The 26,310-nt window shown below is 35.3% G+C and carries 15 protein-coding genes; 2 read left to right on the forward strand and 13 right to left on the reverse strand.

Features of this window, described 5'->3' with window-relative positions; genetic code table 11:
• Nucleotides 1–145: 145 nt before the first annotated feature.
• The 6 genes from ACNRYB_RS18490 to ACNRYB_RS18515 form a co-directional block, all read right to left on the reverse strand.
• On the reverse strand, nt 146–1,168 hold the full coding sequence (locus ACNRYB_RS18490) for an isoaspartyl peptidase/L-asparaginase family protein (RefSeq protein ID WP_473728271.1): 1,023 nt from the start codon (nt 1,166–1,168) through the stop codon (nt 146–148).
• Between the two features lie 91 nt (nt 1,169–1,259).
• On the reverse strand, nt 1,260–2,378 hold the full coding sequence (locus ACNRYB_RS18495) for a putative glycoside hydrolase (RefSeq protein ID WP_473728272.1): 1,119 nt from the start codon (nt 2,376–2,378) through the stop codon (nt 1,260–1,262).
• Nucleotides 2,353–3,420, reverse strand: a complete 1,068-nt coding sequence (locus ACNRYB_RS18500; protein ID WP_473728273.1) for a carbohydrate-binding family 9-like protein — start codon at nt 3,418–3,420, stop codon at nt 2,353–2,355. The genes ACNRYB_RS18495 and ACNRYB_RS18500 overlap by 26 nt, the downstream gene beginning before the upstream one ends.
• A gap of 7 nt (nt 3,421–3,427) precedes the next feature.
• Nucleotides 3,428–4,393 (reverse strand): glycoside hydrolase family 130 protein, encoded by a 966-nt coding sequence (locus ACNRYB_RS18505; protein WP_473728274.1) that lies wholly within the window; start codon nt 4,391–4,393, stop codon nt 3,428–3,430.
• Between the two features lie 238 nt (nt 4,394–4,631).
• The gene (locus ACNRYB_RS18510; protein WP_473728275.1) at nt 4,632–6,509 is read right to left on the reverse strand and encodes a sodium:solute symporter family protein; all 1,878 of its coding nucleotides are present in this window, start codon (nt 6,507–6,509) and stop codon (nt 4,632–4,634) included.
• Nucleotides 6,510–6,531: 22 nt separating this feature from the next.
• Nucleotides 6,532–8,772: a GH92 family glycosyl hydrolase gene (locus ACNRYB_RS18515; RefSeq protein WP_473728276.1), complete on the reverse strand. Its 2,241-nt coding sequence runs from the start codon at nt 8,770–8,772 to the stop codon at nt 6,532–6,534.
• A gap of 130 nt (nt 8,773–8,902) precedes the next feature.
• Between ACNRYB_RS18515 and ACNRYB_RS18520 the strand changes: the two genes are divergently transcribed.
• Together ACNRYB_RS18520 and ACNRYB_RS18525 are read left to right on the forward strand one after the other, a co-directional pair.
• On the forward strand, nt 8,903–9,961 hold the full coding sequence (locus ACNRYB_RS18520) for a sensor histidine kinase (protein WP_473728277.1): 1,059 nt from the start codon (nt 8,903–8,905) through the stop codon (nt 9,959–9,961).
• 72 nt (nt 9,962–10,033) lie between these two features.
• Nucleotides 10,034–10,750 (forward strand): LytR/AlgR family response regulator transcription factor, encoded by a 717-nt coding sequence (locus tag ACNRYB_RS18525; RefSeq protein ID WP_473728278.1) that lies wholly within the window; start codon nt 10,034–10,036, stop codon nt 10,748–10,750.
• A gap of 352 nt (nt 10,751–11,102) precedes the next feature.
• Here the strand turns inward: ACNRYB_RS18525 and nagB are convergent, their stop codons facing one another.
• From nagB to ACNRYB_RS18560, 7 genes are all read right to left on the reverse strand, one after another.
• A complete protein-coding gene (gene nagB, locus ACNRYB_RS18530; RefSeq protein ID WP_473728279.1) occupies nt 11,103–13,016 on the reverse strand; it encodes a glucosamine-6-phosphate deaminase in 1,914 nt (637 codons plus the stop codon).
• Nucleotides 13,017–13,415: 399 nt separating this feature from the next.
• Nucleotides 13,416–15,509: an alpha-L-fucosidase gene (locus ACNRYB_RS18535; RefSeq protein WP_473728280.1), complete on the reverse strand. Its 2,094-nt coding sequence runs from the start codon at nt 15,507–15,509 to the stop codon at nt 13,416–13,418.
• A gap of 85 nt (nt 15,510–15,594) precedes the next feature.
• Complete coding sequence (locus ACNRYB_RS18540; protein ID WP_473728281.1) at nt 15,595–16,239, reverse strand: Pr6Pr family membrane protein; 645 nt, start codon at nt 16,237–16,239, stop codon at nt 15,595–15,597.
• Between the two features lie 47 nt (nt 16,240–16,286).
• Nucleotides 16,287–16,844, reverse strand: a complete 558-nt coding sequence (locus ACNRYB_RS18545) for a YdeI/OmpD-associated family protein (RefSeq protein WP_473728282.1) — start codon at nt 16,842–16,844, stop codon at nt 16,287–16,289.
• Nucleotides 16,845–16,896: 52 nt separating this feature from the next.
• On the reverse strand, nt 16,897–19,305 hold the full coding sequence (locus ACNRYB_RS18550; protein ID WP_473728283.1) for a glycoside hydrolase family 2 TIM barrel-domain containing protein: 2,409 nt from the start codon (nt 19,303–19,305) through the stop codon (nt 16,897–16,899).
• Between the two features lie 319 nt (nt 19,306–19,624).
• Nucleotides 19,625–23,146, reverse strand: coding sequence for a malectin domain-containing carbohydrate-binding protein (locus tag ACNRYB_RS18555; RefSeq protein ID WP_473728284.1), 3,522 nt, complete (start codon nt 23,144–23,146; stop codon nt 19,625–19,627).
• 352 nt (nt 23,147–23,498) lie between these two features.
• Nucleotides 23,499–26,228, reverse strand: coding sequence for an alpha-d-galacturonidase (locus ACNRYB_RS18560; protein ID WP_473728285.1), 2,730 nt, complete (start codon nt 26,226–26,228; stop codon nt 23,499–23,501).
• Nucleotides 26,229–26,310: the final 82 nt, after the last annotated feature.

A 26,310-nucleotide genomic window follows, 5' to 3' on the forward strand; every position in this document is an offset into this window, starting at 1 on the left:
GGAGAAACCATACTAGGGCTTCCTCATACTAATTCACTAATCTTTGTGGAGCTACTTTCGAAGATTTCTCCTTAAGTCGAAATGTCAATACTGTCGAAAAACTTTGTCAAAGATTTAACCTTTAACAAAGTTCTAAACGTGATAATTATTTATCCCAAGACATTTTAAATTTCGCGTCTTCCATTCTGTGGCCTTTCACATCATCAGAAACGGCGTAATTAAATCCTGATCTTAGGCTGTAACCTGCGTATTCACCATTTTTATTCAAAGCAATAAAACCAACTTGCAGGTATTCCATGTCTTTGTGGTTTTTATGTTTGTTGTAAATACGTTCTGTAATTTCTTTACAAGCATCGTAAGGAGATTTACCCTGACGCATTAATTCGACAACCATTGCGCTTCCTGCAGTTCTAATAACAGCTTCCCCCAAACCAGTTGCCGCCGCCGCACCCACTTCGTTATCCAAGAAAAGACCCGCGCCGATTATTGGGGAGTCACCGACGCGTCCGTGCATTTTCCAAGCTGCACCGCTCGTGGTACATCCGCCCGAAAGATTGCCCTCTTGGTCTAACATTAGCATGCTTATGGTATCGTGATTTTCTATATTAATAACTGGTTTGTATTTTGAATCTTCCAGCCATTTTTTCCAGTCTTTTTCAGATTCTGGAGTCAATAAATTTTCTTCTTTAAAACCTTCAGACAAAGCAAACTGCAATGCTCCTTGTCCAGCCAACATAACGTGAGGCGTATTTTGCAACACTCTTTTTGCTACAGAAATTGGGTGCATAATTCCCTGCAAAAAACAAACAGATCCACAATTACTGTTGTGATCCATAATACAGGCATCAAGAGTTACTTTCCCTTCGCGATCTGGATATCCTCCATAACCAACACTGCGAACATTTGGATCTGCTTCAGGTATTTTCATTCCAGCTTCAATTGCGTCTAATGCTGATTTTCCTTCTTTTAAGTTTTTCCAAGATTCTTTATTAGCAGGCAAACCGTGATTCCATGTCGAGATGATAATCGGTTTGGTCTGTTTTTTTTCTTTTGATTCTACTTCTGGTTCACTTTCATGATTTGCAGCAAATCCGCTTACGCCCAAAACAGAACTTATGGCTAATGTGCCTAAAGTCGTTTTCTTAATAAAATCTCTTCTATTTGACATGTCTTTTTGGTTTTAATTCAACTTTCAAAAACAAAATGTTGTTGATGTTGCTAATTTAATCAGTAATAATTTTTAATCCCAGTAAAATCGACTATAACGCCGCTTTTACCTCTTTTATCGTCTTTAAATTACTATCTGATAAAGCATTTCCGTCAAAAAATGAAACTCCAGTTGCGCCATTTTTCTTAGCTAGCAAAATCGCTTCTTTTAATTCTGCATCCGATTTTAATCCCGGAATATAAATTCCCGTATTAATTTTTGTTGGTTTTCCTTCTAAATCGGCTACACCTTGTTTGGTCGCGTAACCAACCCAGTCAATTTCTTCATCATAAAAACTATGATAAATCATTGGATATACTTCGTCAATATTCCATTTATCCCAGCGCTGGCGCACCATATGATCTGCCATTTCAGGATAAGGAAATACTGCTGCAGTCAATTTTTTATTGTGTTTGTGAGCAATTTTATAAGCATCGTCAACCACCGCTTTTACTGCATTTAATCTGAAATTTTTCCATTCCATATCAATTGAAGTATTGTGGCTGTTTTTTGGATTTTTGTGATGTTCTTTTTCGAATTTGCTTACGCAAGCATCGCAATAGCAGAAATCAAATTGTGGCAATTCTACATCTTGAACCAAGTTGTATTTTGGCAATAAACTGATTGGCAGGAAAATATCTGGGAAACGAATGTAATCTAAATGTACGCTTTCGATTCCTTCTACTTTTGCTAAACCTTCAACTAAACCTAAAACGTGATTTCTAGATTCTTCTTTAGTTGGACAAAGCCATTGGTAATAATCTACATAAGGGCGATTATCGAAACAAGATTTTCCTTCTTTGCTTACTTGATACCAATCTGAATGCTGTAAGGCAACTGAATCATTTGGACGATTCATTGCCATAATCCAAGCGTGAACTTTTAGTCCTTCTTTTGTTGCAAGCGGAACTAATCTTGCTAATAGTTTCGGATCTGTTTGCGTGTTGATTAAAACTTCGTCGATTCCGCCGTCTTTGTATTTTTTGAATTCTTTCGAATAATCTGTATCCGATTTTTTGGCATCAGCAGTCGTCCAAACTCCAAAAGTGAATTTTCCGTTTTCCTGATCTTTATTTTCTTTTTGTCCGCACGAGAATAAACTCAGCGAAAGCGCAAAAACTAAAACTTTTGACAGCTTTTGTAAGTTATTCGTTCGTAATAATTTTACCATCTTCTTTAATTATTAAGGTTTTGTTTGAAAAAGGACTTTTTACCAAGATATTAAATCCTGATGAATGATTTTCTAAAACTGGTTTTAAAGTCTTTCCGTCAACAATTATATTTTTCGAGCTGATACTTTGTAATGATTTTGCCCAAGATTTATTTTTATCGAAATATCTCTTTTGAGCACGATATAAAGTATACAGTTCCCACTTTACTTTTTCTTCTTGTGGAATTGTAAATTTATCGTCGCTTTCTTTTGAAGAGAAGTATACATAAGCCCATTTTTCGGGCTCATGCATATTTATCACTCCCATAGGCGACCAAACCCAATTGTATTCTGGGAGAAACTTTCCTTCTGAATCTTTTTTGCGTTCATATTTTCCATCAACAACTGAATGCTGCCAATTCACTCTAGAAAAATTGACTTTCCAGAATTTATCTTTCGGAACAATATTATCGAAATAGGATGTTTTATAAACCGACCACGGAATGGCAATTTCTAATGTCCAGCCTTTATCTATGTCTGAAGCATTATTTAAAGTTCCATCAACTTTTACCGCCGATTTCAACCCGTCGATATTCCAATCGTTTAGAACAGTATTTTTTTCGCGATACGGTTTATTGATAAATAAATCCCAAGCGGTGTTCAGAGCATTAATTTCCAATTCATAATAATTGTGCGTATCATTATCTGGATCGATAAAAACTTCAAAATCATTATTGTAGAAAATAATAGTATCACGCTGTCTTAGATTTGCCCAAACGTGAGGCTCTTCTATTTTCGCCAGAATATAGTAGTAATTATCGTCCCAGAGCATTTTAACCTGAGTTTTATATTTTGGAGTCTCAACACCTTCTATGTCGACAAAAGGTGTTGTCCAAGATGCTTTTTCCCAAGCTTTGTCTGCTTCATCGCCGTCAATAACAATTTCTTTTGAAGTTTTATACGCAATATAATTTTTTGGGCTAACCTGCTTCTCAGATTGCGCATAACCCATCAAACCAACAAGAAAAACGGCTAGGGACAATAATTTACTTCTACTATGCATCTTTATATTATAAACTATTTTCTTTTGTAAACTGAATTACTTCACTTAATTTTCCGAAAGCGATTGCTACGTGAGTATCTGCCGCACCGTAGTAAACTGCCAATTTATCTTCTTCAATATCGTGTAAAGCCGCACATGGGAAAACTACGTTTGGTACATCTCCGACCATTTCATAAGTTTCTGCAGGCCCTAATAAATAAGGCTGTGTTCTGTATTTTACTTGGTCTGGAGAATCAGTATCTAAAAGCGCTGAACCCATTGCATAACGGAAACCGTTGCAAGTATTAATAACTCCGTGGTAAATCATTAACCATCCTTCGTCAGTTAAAATCGGAATTGGTCCTGCTCCCACTTTTGTACACTGCCAAGCACTTTGCTCAAACGGACTTGGTTTCATCACCAATCTGTGTTCTCCCCAATACTTCATATCCGGGCTGTAGCTAATCCAGATATCTCCAAATGGTGTGTGTCCGTTATCACTTGGACGGCTTAACATCGCATATTTACCGTTAATTTTTTGTGGAAATAAAACTCCATTTCTGTTGAATGGTAAAAAGGCATTTTCGCATTGGAAAAATTCTTTAAAGTCGAAAGTATAACCAATACCAATTGTTGGTCCGTTGTAACCATTACACCAAGTAATCCAGTAACGATCTTCAATCCAAACTACACGCGGATCGTATTTATAAGCAGATTCTATCATTTCTGTATTACCAGACTGCATTACGATTGGTTCGTGATTGATGTCCCAATTTATTCCATCTTTACTGAAACCAGCAAAAATATTCATCTGAACCGCTTTATTATCACATCTGAAAACCCCAGCATATCCGTCTCCAAAAGGTACAACTGCACTATTAAATATACTGTTTGATGAAGGAATCGAATATCTGTCGATAATTGGATTCTCAGAATATCTCCACATTACATCTTTACTGTTTTCGGGTCTGTCTTGCCAAGGAATAGTACTCATTTTTGTTTTTTTTTATTTATTAGTTTTTTGTTTTTTATTCGTCTTTTTTGTCATCCTGACGAAGGAAGGATCACACTAGAAGCTCCGTAATATATGTCGCCAATCTTTGTAGAGTTACTCGTGGAGATTTCTCCTTCGTCGAAATGACAAACTTTGGAGAAATTCTCTACTCTAAAATCTTGCTTCTTTAATCTTGCTTCTTTAATCTTGCTTCTTTATTCTTGCCTCTACAAAGTCTCTACTCTTCAATCTTCCTAACTCTATCCAGCCAAGTAAATTTCAATACCGTAGTTGTAACCAAGAAAACCGCTAAAGCCACACCAGCTTTTGGATAATCTCTAATGATGAAATAAATCGGAAGCAGAATCATGCTTGACTGCCAGATAATTCCAATTACACAATTCATCATATCTAAATAGAAATCATTATTTTTTTGGAAAGACTGATCTTCCGCTTTTAATTGTTTGTAAACTGGATTCCAGAATCCCCACGGTCTAACGTTGCTGTAGAACGATTTTAGAACTTCCATATCCGTCGGTTTACTTAGGTAAGTTCCTAAAAGACAACCTAAAATTGACATTCCGAAAATTAATGGGAACAAGTAAATCGATGGCACTTGCGAAAGATCATGCAAGAATGTACCCACTGCTAAATTTCCTTTATTTTGATCTAAAACGAACTGAAGAGAAGCTGCGATTAATCCGCCGACCATTCCCCAGAAATAACCCCATCCATTAAAACGCCACCAAATCCATTTTAAGAAGTTTGCGGCAACGTAACCTCCGTAAAGAGCACTTGTAATCCAAAGTGTCAATGAGTTGATAGAATCAGCAAAGAACCCCATGAAAACTCCTAAACCAACAACTAAGAAAGAAGAAATCTGACTTACTTTAATATAATGTTTGTTTGAAGCTACTGGCTTGAAATATTTTTTATAAATATCATTTACGATATAAGCTGGCCCTGCATTTACGAAAGCAGAGAATCCAGACATGAACGCTGCCAATAAACCTGCAAGAAGAATTCCTTTAATACCAACTGGAATATAAAGATTAACCACTTTTGGCATCAACAATTCTAAATCTGCTCCAGTAAGATTAACGTTTGCATTTAATTCTGGAGCTAAGTTCACTAAAGCAATCACTACAATTCCCGTAATTAATAAATATCTAGGAATGAATAAAATCAAGTTGGTAAAACCACTCATATAAGCCGCTTCTTTCACCGATTTTGTAGAAAGAACACGCTGTAAATCGTAACTTGGAGTTGGTCCTGCAACGCTGGCAAAGAACCCTTTGAATAAAGTCATTCCGATGAAAGCACCGAACATTTTGTAACCTTCAGTATCAATTAATCTATTGAAAGTTTCGAATTTATCGCTCCATTGGGTTTCAAATTCCCATCCGAAGAAAACATTCTTCCATTCTGGCGTAATAACTGAATTGATCTGAATATCAGTATAATTAATGAATGCATAACCAGCGATTAAAACTCCAGCTACAATCATAATTAAATATTGCACAACCTCTGTTGCCACAACAGAAAACATTCCGCCTTTAACCGTATAAATTGTAGTTAAGAAAATGATTAACAAAGCATAAGCCTGTTCTGAAGTTAAGAATACACCGCCGTTCAAATGAACTGTTAAATCCCAAGGAAGAATGATCGTTACAAATTTTCCGATTCCAACAAAGAAATAAGCGATGAAGCCAATTGTAGAAATGATTGCAAAAATCGCTACAATAATATGGGAAGCTTTTCCTGCTTTGTCGCTTCCAAAACGAGTTAAAATCCATTCGGAGCCCGTCATTACTTTTGATCGTCTAATCCAAATGGCGAGGAACATCATGACAAAAATCTGATTCCATATTGGCCAAAGCCACATAAACATGAAACTTTTTACACCATATAAAAACAAAACTCCAATCATCCAGGAAGTACCTGAAACATCAAACATTCCTGAGCCATTGCTCAATCCTAAAAAATACCATTTGATTGATTTCCCGCCAAGGAAATAATCGTCAAGGCCTTTTGATGCTTTTCTTGAAATCCAGATTCCAATACCGACCGAGAGTACGATATAGATTAAAATGATTGATACGTCTATTATGTTCATTAAATTATTTATTTTGAATTAGTTAGTTTAGACCCCAGTTTTGGTTTGGCTGTGCTCCCATTACAAAATGAAGCACACCGCCATTTAATATTTCTTGGTGAGAAATGGCTGTTTTATTAAATGCCTTTCCGTTTAAAGTAGCCGATTGGATATAGAAATTTTTGTCTGAAACATTTTCTGCTTCGATTACAAAAGTTTTTCCATTTGGAAGATTTAAAGTTGATTTCTCAAAAATCGGACTTCCAATTTCGTATTCTCCAGAAGCTGGATTCATTGGATATAATCCCATTGAGCTGAATACATACCAAGCTGACATTTGACCGCAATCTTCGTTTCCACTCAAACCGTTTGCTGTCGTATTGTATTGCGTATCTAAAATATGACGAACCCAATATTGCGTTCTCCAAGGCTGTCCCGCGTGGTTAAACATATAAGCAATATGATGGCTTGGTTCGTTTCCGTGAGCATATTGTCCGATTAAACCAGAAATATCTGCCGAAACATTATTTCCTGTAATTTCAGAACTCTCCGTGAATAATTGTTCTAAGCGTTTTGTGAAAGTGGCATTTCCTCCGTGAAGCTTAATAAAATCATCAACATTATGAGGCACAAACCAGCTGTGCTGCCAAGCATTTCCTTCAGTGTAATCAGTATGTTCTCTGTGGTTGGAATGTTTTGGGTCGAAAGGTTCGTTCCAAGATTTTCCATCTTCGGATTTTCCTCTCATGAAACCAGATTTGGCATCAAATAAATATTCGTAAGCTTTAGCACGTTTAGAGAAAAACTCATAATCAGCAGTTTTGCCTAATGCTTTCGCCATTTGAGCTACACACCAATCATCGTAAGCATATTCTAAAGTAATCGTAACTGATTCGTCTAATAAGTTGTACGGAATGTATCCGTATTTTTTATAAAAATTCAATCCGCGTTCATCTTGCATCATCGTTGCTTTCATCGCCTCAAAAGCTTTTTCAGCATCAAAACCTTTAATGCCTTTTAAATAAGCATCTGCAATAACTGGAATCGAATGATATCCTGTCATTGTGTTGGTTTCATTAGCATATAAGGTCCAAACCGGAAGTATTTTTTTAGTTTCATAATACGCTAACATCGAGTTAATCAAATCTGAAACTTTCGTTGGTTCTAATATCGTCAACAATGGATTTTCCGCTCTAAATGTGTCCCAAAGTGATAATGTAGAATAAGCGGTATACTCTTTAGCGGTAACAATTTTATCGTCTTCTCTTCTAAACTGACCGTTTTTATCGCTGTATGTTACTGGTGCTACTTGCGCGTGATATAAAGCAGTGTAGAAAATCGTTTTTAGAGAATCTATCGGAGTTTCAACTTTAATTTTGCTCAAAGCTTTGTTCCACTCTAAAGTGGCGTCCGATTTTGCTTTTTCAAAGCTATGGCCTTCAGCATCCAAATTATCTTTGGCATTTTCAACACTTACAGAAGAAAGTGCCACTTTTACACCTAATTCTTTAGAGTTTTTAGAATCGAAAAACAATTGTAAAGCAGTGTTTTCGCCTTCAGCGTTTTGACCAGAAACTACTTTTTTATCAGCAGTGAAAATAGATTCTGTAATTGGTTTAGAAAACTTCGCTACAAAAAATACTTTCTGATTTTTGGCCCAACCCGTACTGAAACGATAACCGCTAATCGTGGTTTCGTCTTCAACCGTAATGGCTGTTTTTGTCGCTTTATCCCAATTAATAGCAAAACCTAAATCGACAACAACAGATTGTGTGTCGTTATTATTAAAGGTATATTTATGGTATGCGGTTCTTTGCGTAGAAGTTAATTCTACATTGATCTTAGGATCCTCAAGAAAAACTTGGTAAGAACCCGGTGTTGCTTTTTCGTTAACATGATTATATTTTGATTTATACGGAAGGAAATCGCGTGAAGCGGCTTTGGCGGTTAAATCTAATTTTTTGTTTGTCGGCATAAATAAAATATCTGCCAAATCACCGATTCCTGTTCCGCTTAAGTGTAAATGACTAAATCCAGAAACTATCGAGTCAGAATAATGATAGCCTGAACACCAGTCCCAGCTAGAAACTCCATTATCTGGACTAACTTGCAGCATCCCAAACGGAACTGTTGCGCCCGGATACGTATGTCCGTGGCCTCCAGTACCTATAAAAGGATCTACATAATTTGCTGCAAAACTTTTGTGATGCGTATTTTTATCTACATTTATTTTGCAACTTGCAGTAAAAATTACCGTTAAAGAAAGCAGAGTAATTTTCCTCATATCAAAACAATATTAATTTAACTTTAAATTTAGATAAATTCAATTTTTACCAAAATATTTTTAGACGGACGACATTTAAACAGCCCTAAACATCAAAAAATAGTAACAAACGACATTTTTTTCTACGATTATGATTTTCAACTCCAACAAACCTTATAGTTTACCTATACGCTATCATGTTTACTTTTGGCTGACGTATTTTGTGTTTAACACATTCCGATGGGGAAGTTATTTTAACGATTATGTTTATTCTTTAAAAACTACTTTGCTTGGTTTTCCTATTCACATGGCATTGTGTTATTTGAATATTTTGGTTTTGATGCCTCATTTGGTTTACAAAAAAAAATACTTCCTATATATAGTAACTGTATTGTCGGCAATTTTTGTGATGGTCGTCCTAAAATTTAATCTAACATATTTACTGATCACACACGATGTTTGGCCCGAAGGTCCGCAAACCATTAACACGCTAACGCTCAATTATACTATCGATATGATGATGGGCGAATTGTATGTAATGACTTTTGTGACAGCAATTAAAATCACTTTGGATTTCTTAAAAGAACAAAGACGTGTAACCGATCTTGAGAAGTCACAGTTGGAAACCGAATTATTGTTTTTGAAATCACAGATTTCTCCACACTTTTTCTTCAATACTTTAAATAATATTTATTCTCTTTCTGTAGAAAAATCAAACAAAACGCCTAAAATAGTTTTAAAACTTTCTGAGCTAATGCGTTATATGCTTTATGAAACAAAAGGCAAAAAACAAACTCTCGAAAATGAGATTATGTGCATCCAGAATTATCTTGATTTGGAAAGAATTAGAAACGGAGAACGTTTAGAAGTTGATATGTCCATTTCTGGAGATATTCATGATAAAGAAATTTCCCCAGTTTTACTTTTGACTTTCGTCGAAAATGCCTTCAAACACGGTGTCAATAAAAACACCGGCAATGTTCTCATTGATATCAGGTTTAAGATAAAAGGCGATTATCTACATTTTACAATTTCAAACCCAATGCCCGAATTTACCGTACATAAAGATAATTTTAACAAGGCAAGTGGTATAGGTATTGAAAACGTAAAAAAAAGACTTGAATTAGGATATAATAAAAATGACTATAAGCTTTCATTTAAAAATAAAAAGAATATTTTTGTCGTTAAACTAGTTATAAAAGTCACTTAAGCCCTAGCTTTTATCGGTTTAGAAAACTATACCTACAAAAAACCAAATATCGGCCTAAAATAGTATTTACAAATGAAAATAAAGTGTTTAATTATCGATGATGAGCCATTGGCAATAAACGTTATTAAAAATTATATTGAACAGATTGAAGATTTAGAACTAGTAAACACCTTTAGTAATTCTATTGAAGGATTAAATTTCTTAAAAAACAATACCATTGATGTAATTTTTCTAGACATTAATATGCCTGTTTTAGACGGTATTAATTTTATTAAAAGCTTAGAAAATCCGCCTTTGCTTATTATTACAAGTGCATACGATCAGTTTGCGATTGAAACATACGAGCTTGACGTTTTAGATTATCTGGTAAAACCTATTGAGTTTCCAAGATTAATGAAAGCCGTAAATAAAATCAATAAACGGCTTAACAATACCACAAGCAAATTACCTCAGGAAAACAGCAAAGAAAATCCGTTTATCTTCGTTAAAATCGACAAGAAAAAAATGAAGAAGATTTTCCTGAACGAAATATTAGTTATCGAAAGTTTAAAAGACTATTTAAAAATCAGCACTACTTCAGGAAAGTTTATCATACACAGCACTTTATCTGATTTTACAAGTTTATTGCCAGAAAGAGATTTTATCAGAATCCATAGATCCTACACGATTGCAATTGACAAAATTGATGCCGTAGAAGGAAATAGCATTGAAATTGAAGGACTTAGATACGTTATAGGAAGATCTTATATAGATGAAGTAAAACAAAAAATCTTAAATTCCTCTATTTAGTGATTTAACCGCAAAGAGTGCTAAGATTTACGCAAAGTTCGCAAAGATTGTATTTTTAGATTGTGTAAAAAATGAGAATAAAAAAGTTCACAAAGCTTATTGATTAGGCTTTGTGAACTTTTTTATTTCTTCCTTTAAGATTAAGCAAAAAAATCTTTGCGAACTTTGCGTATCCTTTATGCACTTTGCGGTAAAAAACTTTGCGCACTTTACGGTAAAAAAAACTTCGCGGTAAAAAACACTTTAAAAACGAAAATGCGGCCAACCACGACCGCATTTTCTCTCAATTATAGGTAACTAACCAAAATAAACCATGAAATAGTCTATTATCTTCATTGCTGCATAAAAGTACTTAGAAATGATAACGTTTAAACGCCTCAATAGCCGAATAATCTGCTAATCCTAAGCTGTGATATTTTTCTGCAGTCAATCTGTTTCTGTCTTCAACTCGCACCCAAAACTCTCTGCTGTCATCACCTTGAAACATAACGCCGTCTTTTTGAGACTGGTGATAAAAAATAGCATGTCGTTTCTTTAAAACCTGGTCAGGACTCATTGGTACTGCCATGTCAATTTGGTACGATTCCCATTCATGCCAAGCGCCTCTATAAAGCCAAACCCAACAATCATTCATAAAGTCTTTGTGTTTTAATCTTTTCAAAGCTTCAAATAAAATGTCTAAACACACTTTATGAGTTCCGTGCGGATCTGCTAAATCCCCTGCGGCATAAATTTGATGCGGTTTTATTCTTTCAATAATATCAAAAATAATGTCGATATCTGCATCCGAAAGATTATTCTTTTTAACTGTTCCTGTTTCATAAAACGGAAGGTCTAAAAAGTGAACATTAGAATCTGGCAAACCTAAATAGCGAGTTGCTCCGAAAGACTCACTTCTTCTAATTAATCCTTTTAATTTTCTAACCTCTAATGAATCAATCTCATTTCCAGTTCTGTTCTGAAGGAATTCGATTATTTTATCAGACATTCTAGAATCAGGATTCAATGCTTTAGAAATTTCAGCAAACTTCAATGCTTCTTCATTAGAAACCGCAATATTTCCAGAGGTTTGATACGCCACATGAACATCGTGTCCCTGCTCTATCAAACGGTCAAAAGTACCTCCCATCGAAATCACATCATCATCTGGATGCGGACTGAAAATAATTACTCTTTTCTTTTCTGGCACAGAACGTTCTGGTCTATACGTATCATCAGCATTTGGTTTTCCGCCTGGCCAGCCTGTGATGGTTTGCTGCATTTTATTAAACATCTTAATGTTCAAATCGTATGCAGTTCCTTCTTCCGTTAAAAGACTTGACATCCCATTGTCGTTATAATCTTTATCAGTCAGTTTCAAAAACGGCTTTTTAGTCAACTCACTTAACCAAGCCACCGCTTTTAATTTTAATTCATCTGTCCAAACACAAGACTTTACTAGCCAAGGCGTTTTCACTCTTGTCAATTCAGATGAAGCTTCCGTATCCAGAACAAATGTTGTGTTGTGATGCTCTTGTAAATACGTAGCTGGTACTTGCGAAGAAATTTCTCCTTCGATTGTTTTTTTTATAATTCCTGCTTTACTGATTCCCCATCCTAGTAAAACAATTCTTTTTGCATTTCTAACCGTTCCAATTCCCATGGTAATGGCTTTTCTCGGAACATTATCAATTCCTAAAAAAGAAGAAGCAGCGTCAACTCTTGTAATATGATCTAATGTAATGCTTCTTGTTCCTGAATTCACGTGAGAACCAGGTTCATTAAACCCGATATGTCCCGTTCTTCCTATTCCTAAAAGCTGAAAATCTAATCCTCCGTAAGAGATGATTTTCATCTCATAATCTATACAATATTGCTGCAAATCTTCAGCGCTTACCTGCCCGTCTGGAATATTGATATTTTCTGGATGAATATTTACGTGATTGAATAAATGCTCATGCATAAAATGATAATAACTCTGAATATCATTTTTATCCATTGGATAATATTCATCCAAATTAAAGGTCACGACACCAGCAAAGCTAAGCCCCTCCTCTTTGTGCATTCTAACCAGTTCTTCGTAAACTTTGATAGGAGAAGATCCAGTCGCCAAACCTAAAACGCAAGGTTCGTTTAGCTCATTTTTTCTTTGAATTAAATTAGCAATTTCACGAGCGACCAATAAAGAAGCTTCCTGAGACGATTCGAAAATAACGTTATGAATTTTCTCAAAACGAGTCTCTTCAAATTTTCCTGCTTCTCTAAAACCTATATCTTCTTTAATCATGCCGTTATTGCTATTTTAATTAACGCAAGATAAAAGTAGAATTCTCTTATCTGTTATTACCAAAAATTCGACTAATAACGATTGCCGTTCGGCAGAAAACAAAATAGGAATGAAATAGTATGCGGATAAAACAGATTCACTTTGCGAAAACACGGATAATCGCAGATTTATTTTATTCACTTCTGCAAACGAGTTATGTTTTAATATTCCGTAGTAATATCTCGTCGGTAGAAAAAAAATATTGTTTAGCATTGTGTTGTTCCCTAGGAACACCTGATTTCATAGAAATGGACCCCGTTTTATTAATCAAACGTTCCTACGGAACGTATAATCGCAACACAAATCTGGTTCTACCGACGAAACATTCCTATGGAATGAAATGTTTCTGTGAATCTATATTTATTCAACAACTCCAATTTCGGCAATCGAAACAGTTTGCCCTTTTCCGACAGCAGCTGTAGCAACAAATTTCAAAAATCTTGCTTTAACTGGAGAAAAACTTTTAACTTGTTCAATTGGGTTATGCTTAATATTCGAAAACTCTCCTTCTGATTGTTTGTCCCAATAAAAACTGTCTACACTTGTGTACAATTCATAATTTGAAATCAAATTTAAATTGTTACCAACCTGTTGCGGCGTATAGGTAAAACCTTTAATACTAATCAATTCTCCCATATCTATAACAACAGTTTGCGGCAACTTGTTTTCATCATTTCCAAATCCCCAATCTGTGTCTGGATTTCCATCAATTATTCGTTCTACAGATTTGCTGTCACCGCTCGAAACCGAAGTTATTTTCCATTTTTCTTTAGAAACCCCATATTTTGCCGACTTTATGCCACTGTTGATTTTCTCTTTAATATTTCTTGAAATAGCCTTAATTTCTACTTCCTTATTATATATGAATGGCGCTTTATACAAAGTACTTTTTTCAGTAGCCACTTTTCCATCCAAAGTGTAATAGATGGCATTTCCTTCTTCCGATTTAATAGTAACCAAACCATTTTTATCTCTAAAAATCTGCGGTTCTTTTACAAAAGTTGGTGCATTGTAAGCCTCAATTGTACTGATTACAAATCCAGCTTTTGCATCCAGAATATTAACTCTAAGTGCTGAAGCCATAACTCGATTCAAACGCAAAATTCTTTTGTAACCAATTGTAGTTTCGTTAGCAATAGTTTCCCATTTTCCGTCCACTTTTGCTTCAATAGAAAATGCTTTTACACGCTGGCCAAGTTTTATATATTCTTGAAGTAAAACTCTATTGATTGTCGTAGGCTTTTTAAAAGTAAATTCAACCGAAGCCTCTTTTACTTTATCATCTGTTGCCCAATAGGTATCCTTATTTCCGTCGATAACATTTTGCGGACCAAAATTAGAATCGTTTCCACGAATGTTTGAAGCCTGAACCTGAGTTCCTGCCAATAATTCTGTTTTGAAATCGGCTTTAATTGTAGCAACGAGTTCTTTTAATCTTGCTTCATCATTTTCATGAACCAAACCGCGTCTATCAACTGGAAGGTTTAATAATAAAGTCGCATTACGTCCAATCGATTCATAATAGATATCCACCATTTCGTCAAGCGAACGCACTTTATCATCCTCTACTGAATGATAAAACCATCCTGGTCTGATAGAAACATCGGCTTCACCCGGAACCCATTTTTCGCCATCTTCGTGACCAGACATAAATTCGGTATAATGCACTTTTCCAGCCAATTCATCTTTCTGGCGAAGCAGCGACCAATTGGTTTTTCCTGCACGTCCTTCTTCATTTCCAATCCATCTTGCTTCAGATGGTCCAACTCCCCAAACTAAAGTTTTTGGTGCGATATCGTAAATTAATTTGTACGTTTCATCCCAATTATAATACGTAAGTGTATTGATTTTTCTAGTTTCGTTTGCGCCCCCATAATAGCCATCGCCACCATTTGCGCCATCAAACCACATTTCGAAAACATCTCCGTAATTGGTCAATAATTCTTTTAATTGATTTCTGAAATAGGTGATATATTCAGGTTTTCCATATTGCGGATGATTTCGATCCCAAGGCGAAAGGTATAACCCTAATTTTAAATCATATTCTTTACAAGCTGCTGCCAATTCTTTTACCAAATCTCCTTTTCCATTTTCCCAAGGTGAATTCTTTACAGAACGTTCTGTGTAAGCCGAAGGCCAAAGACAAAATCCATCATGATGTTTAGCAACCAAAATAATTCCTTTCATTCCCGCCTCTTTTACCACACGCGCCCATTGACGAACATCTAACTGCGAAGGATTAAAAAGCTCAGGCGATTCGTCACCGTAACCCCATTCTTTATTGGTAAATGTATTTAATGAGAAATGCACAAAAGCATAAAATTCCATTTCCTGCCAATCAATTTGCTTTTTCGTCGGAACTGGTCCAAAAGGTTTGGGCGCGTTTGCAAATTCCTGACTTGAAGCATTAGAAATTACACCAAAAAGAAATAAGGAAAGGAATATTTTTTTCATTGCTGGTTGCTTTAAAATAGTCTATACAGCATAAATGTAGTATAAATTGAAATCTATTGTTTAGAATTTCGACCAACAGCAATTTTTAAACCGTTTTGGTTCTCATTTTCGAAATCGAAATCAAAATCACAGACAAAACCACAAAAGCAATTAGAACAAAAACCCCGTTTATAAGCGCAGTTTGCAATCCTAGTTTTGTAACATCAATAAATGGATAAGGGTAAAAATTGGAAATAAAACCATGAAATACGGTATAAATCATGTAAATGATTGGGTATAAAAGCCAAAACCAAATCGTTTTAAAAGAGATTCTCTCTGGACTAACGAAAAAAAGCCAATAAAAGAAAAATAAAATGGGAACAATGACATGAAAAATTTCGCTCACTATGCGATGATGCCCTTGCAGATCGACAATGGAACGGAGAAGTAAATTGAAAACAATTCCAACAATCAAAATATAAACTGTGATTGCGGTAACAGTTGTACATTTTCGAAAAAAAGCATTCATAGTGTTTTTTCCACCAAATAACAACATGGCAGAACAAATGAAAACTATAGAATTTGTTGTAATGGTAAAAAAACTAAAAAAGCGAACTGCAGCGCTAAAAAAAGTAAATCCATCACCTTGTAATAATAAATAAAATTGCATTGGCAAGGCGTACAATTCGAGGGCAAAAATAATACCCAGCAAAATCTCTCCTTTAATTATTGTGGTATTTTCTTTTTCCATATTATTCAAAGTCAGTTTCCTAAGTTAAGCAATTTTATTCTAAAGATTTACATGACCCTTTTCTGTTTTTCACTTTCTAAAATAGTTTTTTCAAGTCGTGACAACTGTGTTTTTTCCTGTTTAGCACTCATAATCCAATGAATCATCACTTTCTTGTATGAAGGTGCTTGTTTTTCAAAAAACTCCCAAGCGACTTTATTGCTTTTAAACTCTTTTTCATAAGATTCTAAAAGCGGAACTGGCTCTTTTTCGTGCGAATAAATCTTAGACTTATTTTCGGTTCTAAAACTAAAAGCTTTCAAGCCCGCATCTGTCATTAATCCAGCTTTAGTCAAATCTTCCATTTTCTGAATATTAATCGCACTCCAAATGCTAGAAGGTTTTCTCGGAGTAAAACGAATGGTATAACTTTCTTTATCAATAGATTTTCGAACACCATCAATCCAACCAAAACAAAGCGCCTGATCTACAGATTCTGGCCAAGTTATAGAAGGCTTTCCGCTCGTAACTTTATAAAAACCAACTAAAAGCTCTTTTTCTTTTTGATGATTTTTCTCAAGCCATTTTCTAAATTCTGATTGATTTGCGAAGAAAGTTGGAGTCATTTCATTTTTTTTATAAATGTATAAAGAATATGGCAATCCAGGGATTGCGAGATTAATTCACTTTAACTTTAATCGTTGAGGCCTGTAAACCAGCAGTTGTTGCTTTCAACTGAATATTTTCTTTCTTCCCATTAGACTGAATAATCACAACACATTTCCCATTAAACAACTTACAGGAATTGGCTTTAAACGATTCCAAGTTGGCTTGATATCCATTATCAACTCCAACTAATTTTCCTCCGCCAGTTACTTCAAAATTGACTAAATCCATTGCGTTTGGCACTAAGTTTCCATCTTTATCAAGCATTGAAACGGTTACGTAAACCAAATCGTAAGTATCATTTTTAATTGATGGTTTATCAACTTTTAAATCAATTTTAGAAGCTTGTCCCGCAGTTTTGATTTCCTTTTCTAAAACCACTTTCCCATTCTTTCTTGAAACTGCTTTTAAAGTTCCAGGCTCGAACTTCACTTTCCATGAAATATGCAAATCATCATTTTGTTTTGATTTTGTTCCAAGTGATTTTCCGTTTAAGAATAATTCCACTTCATCTGCATTATTGTAATAAGCCCAAACGTTAATTTCCTGATCTTTTGTCCAGTTCCAATGCGGTAAAATATGCAAAACCGTTTTCTTCGACCATTCACTTTGGTACATATAATACACATCTTTTGGAAGACCAGCTAAATCTACGATTCCAAAATATGAACTTCTCGCAGGATACGGATACGGATCTGGTTCGCCGATATAATCAAATCCTGTCCAAATAAAAGTCCCCGCCATGAAATCCTGACTTTTAATTGTTTTCCAGTTTTCTTCGTGCGTTGCACCCCAATACGATTTTACCTGATCGTAAGCCGAAACCGTCCAATCTACATTTCCGTCAAACGGAGCGCCGTGTTTTGTTGGCCAAGCTTTTATAACATCCGATTGGTCGTAATGTCCACGCGTTTCTAGAGCCGAAACACTTTCTGAAGACAAGATTTTTTGTCCTTTAAATTTCGTTGGAAAATCTTTATAATCTTCATGCTTGTAATTGAAACCTAAAAGATCTAAAGCTCCAGATTGATAAATAAAATTCTTTTCGATTACATTTTCAGTCAAAGCTGAAGTTACAGGACGTGTCGTATCTAATGTTTTTACAATTTTAGCCAATTCTCTGGTAATCGCAATTCCAGTCGAATCAAATTGTTCTCTGATTTCGTTTCCAATACTCCACATCATCACCGACGGATGATTGCGATCTCTTTTGATAAAATCTTCTAAATCCTGTTTGTGCCATTCGTCCCAATCTTTATGGTAGTCATTAGTAACCTTTTTCTTTTTCCAAACATCAAAAGCTTCATCCTGAACGATGAATCCCATTTCGTCGCACAATTGCATCATTTCCAAAGAATGCGGATTATGTGACATTCTAATAGCGTTTGCTCCCATTTCTTTCATCAAAGTCAGTTTTCTTCTAACCGCATGAATATTTTCAACCGCTCCTAAAGCGCCATTATCATGATGAAGACAAACCCCGTATATTTTAGTAGGAATACCATTTAAAGAAAATCCTTTTTCTGAATCGAAATTAAAAAAACGAAATCCGAGCGGCGTTTCATAATTATCAACTAAGACCGATTTATCATAGATTTTTGTGACAACTTTATACAAATACGGATTTTCAGTATTCCATAATTGTGCTTTTAGAACATCAAGATTATGCACTTTAGTTTCAAATGTTTTCGCTCCGATTTTCTCTATAGAAATCTTATTTGCCACTTCTTTATTCTTAGCATCTAAAATAGACGTAACCAATGTAAATTCTCTCGCAGTATCATTATCATTATCAATTGTAACTTCTAAATGTACTTTTGATTTCTTTGTAGAAACTTCGGGCGTAGTTACAAAAGTTCCCCATTTTCCAACGTGTAATTTTTCACTTGCCACCAATCTCACATTTCTGTAAATTCCAGAACCTGTATACCATCTTGAATTTGGCTGAGCATCATTGTCAACTTTAACAGCGATAATATTAGCTTGTCCATAATTTAAATACGGAGACAAATCGTAACCAAAAGAAATATAGCCATTTGGACGAACTCCCAATGATTTACCGTTTATTAAAACTTCGCTATTCTTAAAAACACCATCAAATTCAATTGAAACTGTTTTGCTTTTCCAACTCGCCGGAATAGTAAAAGTTTTACGATACCAACCTTTTCCTGCAGGTAAAAATCCTTGCGCTTGTTTGGTTTTTGCATCTTTATCAAATGCGCCTTCAATACTCCAATCGTGTGGTAATTGCAACGTTCTCCAATCCGAAGTATTGAAATTTGCATTTATTGCTTCTGGATAATCTCCTAATTTAAAGTTCCAATTTTTGTTGAAATCTTCTACAATTCTGACTTGTTTTTGCGCAAAAATGGATGCTGAAAATAGTATTGTTAAAGCAATTATTATCTTTTTTAAAATCATAATATATTTAAATAATCATTTTTTAAAATTCAGTATTTCCCCAATCTTGTCATTTCGACGAAGGAAAAATCTCCGCGAGTAACTCCGTAATGTTAATCGTCAATCTTTGTTGAGCTTCTTGTGTGATTTCTCCCTTAGGTCGAAATGACAAACTATGTCGAGCTTCTTGCGGAGATTTCTCGTTCCTCGAAATGACAAACTAAGCGCTATCAAGCTTTGAGGGATTACTTTGCGTGGACTTCGACTTCGCTCAGCCTGACAAACCAATCCATTATCAAAGAAACCTTTGTGCCTTTGTGCCTTTGTGCCTCTCAAAAACCTATTGAAACTCAAAATTATCCAACATTAATCCTTTCAAATCATCACCTTCCAAAGTAATTTTATATGTTCCTGCATTAATATAACCTCCAGACGTCGTATTCAAAATCTTCCATTTTTCAGGCGAAGGAAAAAACTCAATCGTATCATTTCGCATTAAAATTCCGTACGCATCTTCCATTTTGAATTTCACTTTTAAAGGCGTTTCATTTCGATTCATAAAACGGAAACGCATTAAATAAATTCCCGCAACGCCCGGTTTTACTTCAAACTCGATGCTATTATTTGTCTTTTTTGTGAACTCAATATAATCTGCTTTTTTGAAATTTCCTTTTTCGATTCCAGTTCCAGTTGTTTTTGTTTTTTCTGCTTCGATAATTACGACTGGTCTAGAATCGTCTTTTTCACCCATATCATAAGTTGGAACGACCACAATGGTAGAGATTGTTTCTCCATTATCAAAAAGAACCTTCTCACCTTTGTTTACTTTTTTAGTGAAAACGTCAAATAAAATTCCGTTACTGTTTTTCGCTTTTTCTTCTGTTTTTCTATAATCCAAAAGTCCGTTTGACGTTTTTGTTTTACTATCAACTAAAACATAAATCGTCGATTCTTCTTTTGCTGTAAATGAACCTTTATTTTTTGAATTGGCTGAAAACTGTAAATATTCTGCGCCAAAAACTTCTGAAGGCAATTCGGTAAAACTCACTTCTGAATTTAAATATTGTTTCGAATTAATATCTAACCAAGAACCAATTTTAAAATCTTTAGAATCTAAACTTACATTCTGAATATTGCTTGGAGATTCTGTAACAGGTTTACTGTTTTTATCTTTCGTAGCAATCGCAATCGCAGAAATAATCGCCTGCGAAGCTTTTACATTTGGAAATGAAATTACAATTTTTCCGTTTACGCTTTTTACTACAAACGTTTTCTTTAAAGCATTATCGTGTCCAGCTTCTGCCCAAATATCAAAATCTTTTAAAACGACATTATCATTGATGGCAACATCAAACAAACGCCAGCCTTTGCAGTCTAAACCTCCACCAGTTCCGTACCACGGTTCTGTGAAATAAAGTTCTACTAAATATTCTCCGTCTGGTGCAGGAAATTCATAACGCAGTTTATCAACACCGTATCTAAAACTTTGAAACAACTCAGGATCTTTTGTACCATTTATCGGATCGAAAGTTTTTCTTTGACTTGCAAAAAAGTCTGGAAGTTTCTCAAAATTATCGGTCCATGATAATGAACCCCAAGTATTTTGTCCGCTTTTATGCCTGTCTGTCGACCAAATATTTCCTGAACTATCTGTCAATTCAGAACCTCCGCAGTTAACTCTATAAAGATAATTGTAACTTTTATTCGGTTTTAAAATATCGTTTTTATCCCCAACTAAAGTTTCAAAATTGGGTGCTTTAGGCAAATTATTTAAAACAATATAATCTTTAGCAACCGCTTTTCCGTTTACATAACCAACGGCATATAAAACATTATACTGAATATTGACATTATTGAACTGAAAATGCTGTCCGATTCCCGGATTTTTTAGTTTTCCAAGTGAAACTTTATTGACGTCATTAAACAATTCCACTTCATCACAATTCGAATAAATATCGATTCCGTCTTTGATTCCCGGTTTTTCCCAACGGCTTGGCCAAGTGTGTGAAACGATATAAACCATTGGATTGGTTTTGTTCGAAACATAATTCGCACGATACATATAAAACGCATCCAAAGGTTCGCCCCAAATCGTAAAAAGGCCTTTATAATTTACTGGTCCAACTTTGTCAATATCTCTAAATCCTTCTCCGTTTTGTACACGTCCCGGATTTTCATGCGAAGCAAAAAGCCAGTTGAACTGACCAGCAATTTTATCTCGAACTGATTCAGCTTCTCGCACTTTGACTTCCATTAGCTGAGAAAAACGGTTTTCGCTTAAAGTTCCTTTTTGATCAAACTCACCTTCGGTATGTAAATCGGCTGAACGCCAAGCGCCATATTCTCCGTTTAATAGTTGAGTTGTCATTTCTAAATGATACTTCAACGGATCACCGCCATACGTACCCGACCAGTTTTGAACTACGTTCCAGTCTGTTCCTTCTCCACCATTACAAGTCGTTACGATTCTCTGCGACGCCGATAACGGATCCATTTCACGAATTATCTGTGTGCATTCTTCCGCAAATTCCTTTGGAATTGTACTTTCATTCTGCAATCCCCACATTACGACAGACGGACTATTTCTGCGTTCTTTAATCCACTCTCGCAATAAGGTTTTAAAATTTTCTTTAAATTCAGGTGTATCGTACCAAATATGTGCTGAAAACTGGCTCCAAAATAAGATTCCGTTTTCGTCTAATTCTTTTTGATATAATAAATTGTGAGGCTGATGCGCTTCTCTAAAAGCATTAAATCCGCCAGCTTTTATTTGCTCAATTCGAGAATGAATCATTTCATCTGAAAACGAATGGCTTTTTCCTATCAAATGTTCGTATTCGCAAACTCCGTTTATAAATACAGGTTCGTCATTGATGAAAAAACGATTGTCTTTTCCATCACGGCTTACTGGCCAGCTTACCCAACGAATTCCATAAGGAGTTGTTAACTTATCAATTATTTTTCCATTTTCATAAACCGAAGTAACCAATTTATACAAATACGGATTGGATGGCGACCATAATTTCGGATTCTGAATCTCAGGAAGCGTCTGTGCTATTTCTTTTGTTTCTCCCGAATTGATTTTGTTATCGCTTTTAATCATAACAACTTTCTTTCCTGAAGCATCCAAAAGAATATTTTCGATAGTTAAACTTCGTGGTAAAGTACTGTAATTCTTAATCTCAGTTGTAGTATGAAGAATCGCTTTTTGTTTAGAAACCGATTTGTCATTCCAAATATGAACACCAAACGGCTGAATTCTGACATCATTCGTAACAACTAAAGTGACAGGCCTGAAAATTCCCATTGGCTGAGAGCCTTCCGAAAATCCCCATTCTCCTGAACAGCCTCCGCAAACCCAAGGTAAATCGGCAATAAATGACGGATGAGAAGCTTTTACTAAAATGATATTTGCTGCATCGAAAGAAACCGCTTTGGTAATGTCTAAAGTAAAAGTAGTTCTTCCGCCCTTGTGTTCTCCTACTTTTTTGCCGTTTACCCAAACTGTTCCGTAAGAACTAACGCCTTCAAAAAACAAAAAAAGTCTTTTTCCAGCAGCAGTTTTGTCGAGTTTTAATGTTTTTTTGTACCAAGCAGTACCGTGCAAATTTCCATGTTTTGTTCTTCTGAAACCATAATACTGATCCCAATTGTGAGGCACACTAACCTTTTGCCAATTGGAACCAGTTTTTGGATTTTCTACAAAATCTTCTTCTTTCAGCGGAAGATTTTCCAACATTATGGTTTCCCAAGATGAATTCAGCGAAATCTCTTTACGAAACTTCCCTGAATCTTTGCTCTGACTCCAAACAAAGCAAAGACTTGAAAAAAAACAAAAAATAAAAAAAACTATTCTATTCATATTTTTAAAACCATATAAGTGATTATAAGGTTGTTTAAGTTTTTATTTAACCTTCTTTTTGTCATTTCGACCGAAGGGAGAAATCTTCACAAGTAACTCCGTATAGAAATGTCGCCAATCTTTGTAGAGTTTCTTGCGAAGATCCCTCGTTCCTCGGGATGACAAGATTGTGTTTATATTTTCAATTAAAACTAACAGATTTTAAAAACATGTTAGGTCTAAATTAACTACGAGTCCGCGTGAGGGATTGAGGCGGTATCTCCCGATTTAGAAAAACAAGGCTTTTTAGCCGTAGTTTTTGTTAATCGGGAATTTAGCCGAAAGCCCGACTCGGAGGGACACGCCCAAAATATTAATAAAACAACCAGTCAATAGCTGCTTTTTCTCCTGCATCTATATATCCAACATCACGCGGTGTTATGGCTTGATCTGCATCTATAAAACCTAAAATCAACACTTTACCTTTTCCTAAATCCAATTTATTCTCGCCCGGCTGGAAAGTATACGTATGAATGTTTACACGAGGCAAATCTTTTAAATTCATTGCACTTGCCAGAATAACTTCGGCTTGACCGTGAGCATTTCCAGCTGCATCAGTTTCCAAACTCGGCGGTAATAAAAATCGCTTCTGATCTGAATTGAAATAGCCCACCACTAATTTAACGGCTTTTGTATTTCTAAACTTCAAATGCGTTCCTTTTTCGTTTTGCTCATTTTCTACAAACGAATATCCTCTTAAGTTTTGAAGTTCAGGAGCAATTTTCGTCAATTCAGAAATATCTGTTCCATACACTTTTGTTCCAGTTTTTACTAAATAAGTTCCCGGTTTTTCGTCAATAAAAGTTACTTCTGCCGTTTTCCAAGGTTTTCCTTCTTTGGTTTCAATTTTACCATCTTTTGATGCTTTTAGCTTTTCTAAATTTCTTTTAAAATTAGCTAATTCACGCTCGTAATGAGGCAATAATTCTGCCCAAGTTTTGTTGTTTCCGTCGTCTCCTCCAATCGGGATTCGGCGCTGAGCAGTCTGCATACTATTCGCATAATAATAAGTATCTTTTGTCAAGTTAACCAATAATTCGTAATGCTCGATGCTTTTCTCTAAATGAGGCATTGCTTTGTCTAAATCGGCAATGTCGTTGGAATAACTGTATCTTAAAACCAATAAAGCTGCTTTTACTTTTTCTGAGAAGAAATCGGCAAACGCTTTGTAGGCATGAATGTCATTTTTAAGACGTGCAAATTCTTCTTTATCTTTGGTTACTCTGGCTTCGGCTTTGTCTATTGCTTCAACTGCCAATCTTCCGTGCTCCGTAATTTCGGCAATAATTTGTGTTGGAAGTTCGCCAGAATGTGGTTCTTTGTTCCATTCTTTTTTAGCATATTCTAAAAGCAATTCGCCTGCTGGCCCGCATGATTCGTGGAATCCCGGATAAACTCTCCATTTTGATGGATTTACCAACTGACTTTCAAACATTCCTAACAACAAAGTCTGACGGTTTCCTTCTGTAATTCCGAAACGTCTTAATGTTTTTGGGGCAATTTCACCTGTTTCTTCGTAAGCTTTTAAAATGTTATTTGCAGCTTCTTGAGTCGTTCCGAATTTCAAGGCTAAATCATTATCCCAAAATTTAACTTCTTCATTTCGATCTCTTTTGCTGTCCCAAGCATATCTTGCCCAAGTTTTATACCAAATCCAGTCACGATCCATTTCTAATAAACGTTCTCCTGATTTTGTTTTATCTGCCGAATATGGCCAATCCCAATATGAAGCTTGCGGATATAAGTGCAATGCATTTGCACCGTGAACGCTGTGCATTGCTTTTACCGTTTTCTGAATAAAATCTGGCGAACCATATCTAAAAGGTTCTAAGTTTGCCAAAATGTGAACATTCTCAATATGAATCGATTTTAGAGCACTCAACTGTTTGTGCGTTTCTCCCCAAGGGCCACCTGGAGTGTACGTCGTTAAAGATTCTCCTGTATATTTACTTTCTGTATATAAGTTTTTGTATAACGGAAGTGATTTTTCCATAACCAAAGGTCCGTCTGTATCATGAGAACGAAGAATAATTGGCGGTTCTTCTGTTTTTCCTAGTGCTTGTAAACCATCGCGAACACCCGGAATAATAGTTTTGGTAAACCATTCCACGTCATCATCAACTGTATTGATTGCTTCTCCCAAACAAACCATCAATCCAACGTTTGGATATTTTTCGATAAAAGCCGCAATAGACTTTCTCGTATAATCTGATAATAAAGGTGTAATTGGTCTCGAACGATCTTGCGTTTTAATATTATAATGTTCTGCAAAAGGTTTAGAAACAAGAATATTATAGAACATCTGAATTACCCAGATTCCGCGTTTGTTTGCCTCAACTGTTAGGAATTTATAGATTTCTTCGTTCTTTTTGAAATCTTCGTCACTCACTTCAACCGCAAATGGATATTCTTTTAGTTTTACTAAAGAAGCAAACGGATGTCCGTTCCATAAATACAAAGAGTTCATGCGGTTTTGCACCAACATGTCTAGGTATTTTATCCATAAGGCTTTATCATAAAACCACGGAAAGGTTCCTGGTGTATACGGATATTCGTAAACGTCACGTCCTGGAAGATAAACTGGTTTCTGCATTCCGATACAGGCTCCTCTTAAAACCATTTCTGGACTATCGTCAATATTAATTTCTGACGGAAGCTGACCCGAACTTTTGATAAGATCTGCCAACTCCAAAGCTCCATATAAAGTTCCTGAAGCATCTGTTCCTTCAATATAAATTACATTATTTTGAGTACGAATCTGAAAACCTTCTTTCTTCGATAATTTGCTGTCGTTGATCTTAGCGCTTTTAGCATTTTGTTTCCAGAAATCGGTTCCTTTTTCTCCAATAACAATTACTTTATCTTTTGATTTTTTGAATTTAGCAGAAGAAGTTACGCTGAAGCCTTTTGACTTAAGCGTTTCAGATAATTTTTCTGCTCCAAATTTTGCTCTCGGCGAATTTGCATCACTCACAACAGTGATGTTCTGCGCTGTCGCGAAAGTGATATAAAAAAATAAAAAGAGTAATTGTAAATATTTCATGGTATGCTGTTTTTGGGTATTCATTCTAAAAATAATCTGCTAACTCTTCCTTTATCTATATAAAATCTGTGTGCAAAAATTT

Source organism: Flavobacterium sp. CR10 (assembly GCF_055814415.1).

Bases quoted from the DNA above. Each gene is read 5' to 3' on its own strand.
- ACNRYB_RS18550 (WP_473728283.1), bottom strand. From the start codon at position 19,305: ATGATTTTAAAAAAGATAATAATTGCTTTAACAATACTATTTTCAGCA.
- ACNRYB_RS18540 (WP_473728281.1), bottom strand. From the start codon at position 16,239: ATGGAAAAAGAAAATACCACAATAATTAAAGGAGAGATTTTGCTGGGT.
- ACNRYB_RS18520 (WP_473728277.1), top strand. From the start codon at position 8,903: ATGATTTTCAACTCCAACAAACCTTATAGTTTACCTATACGCTATCAT.
- ACNRYB_RS18495 (WP_473728272.1), bottom strand. From the start codon at position 2,378: ATGGTAAAATTATTACGAACGAATAACTTACAAAAGCTGTCAAAAGTT.
- ACNRYB_RS18510 (WP_473728275.1), bottom strand. From the start codon at position 6,509: ATGAACATAATAGACGTATCAATCATTTTAATCTATATCGTACTCTCG.
- ACNRYB_RS18545 (WP_473728282.1), bottom strand. From the start codon at position 16,844: ATGACTCCAACTTTCTTCGCAAATCAATCAGAATTTAGAAAATGGCTT.
- ACNRYB_RS18535 (WP_473728280.1), bottom strand. From the start codon at position 15,509: ATGAAAAAAATATTCCTTTCCTTATTTCTTTTTGGTGTAATTTCTAAT.
- ACNRYB_RS18505 (WP_473728274.1), bottom strand. From the start codon at position 4,393: ATGAGTACTATTCCTTGGCAAGACAGACCCGAAAACAGTAAAGATGTA.
- ACNRYB_RS18560 (WP_473728285.1), bottom strand. From the start codon at position 26,228: ATGAAATATTTACAATTACTCTTTTTATTTTTTTATATCACTTTCGCG.
- ACNRYB_RS18525 (WP_473728278.1), top strand. From the start codon at position 10,034: ATGAAAATAAAGTGTTTAATTATCGATGATGAGCCATTGGCAATAAAC.
- ACNRYB_RS18490 (WP_473728271.1), bottom strand. From the start codon at position 1,168: ATGTCAAATAGAAGAGATTTTATTAAGAAAACGACTTTAGGCACATTA.
- ACNRYB_RS18500 (WP_473728273.1), bottom strand. From the start codon at position 3,420: ATGCATAGTAGAAGTAAATTATTGTCCCTAGCCGTTTTTCTTGTTGGT.
- ACNRYB_RS18515 (WP_473728276.1), bottom strand. From the start codon at position 8,772: ATGAGGAAAATTACTCTGCTTTCTTTAACGGTAATTTTTACTGCAAGT.
- ACNRYB_RS18555 (WP_473728284.1), bottom strand. From the start codon at position 23,146: ATGAATAGAATAGTTTTTTTTATTTTTTGTTTTTTTTCAAGTCTTTGC.
- nagB (WP_473728279.1), bottom strand. From the start codon at position 13,016: ATGATTAAAGAAGATATAGGTTTTAGAGAAGCAGGAAAATTTGAAGAG.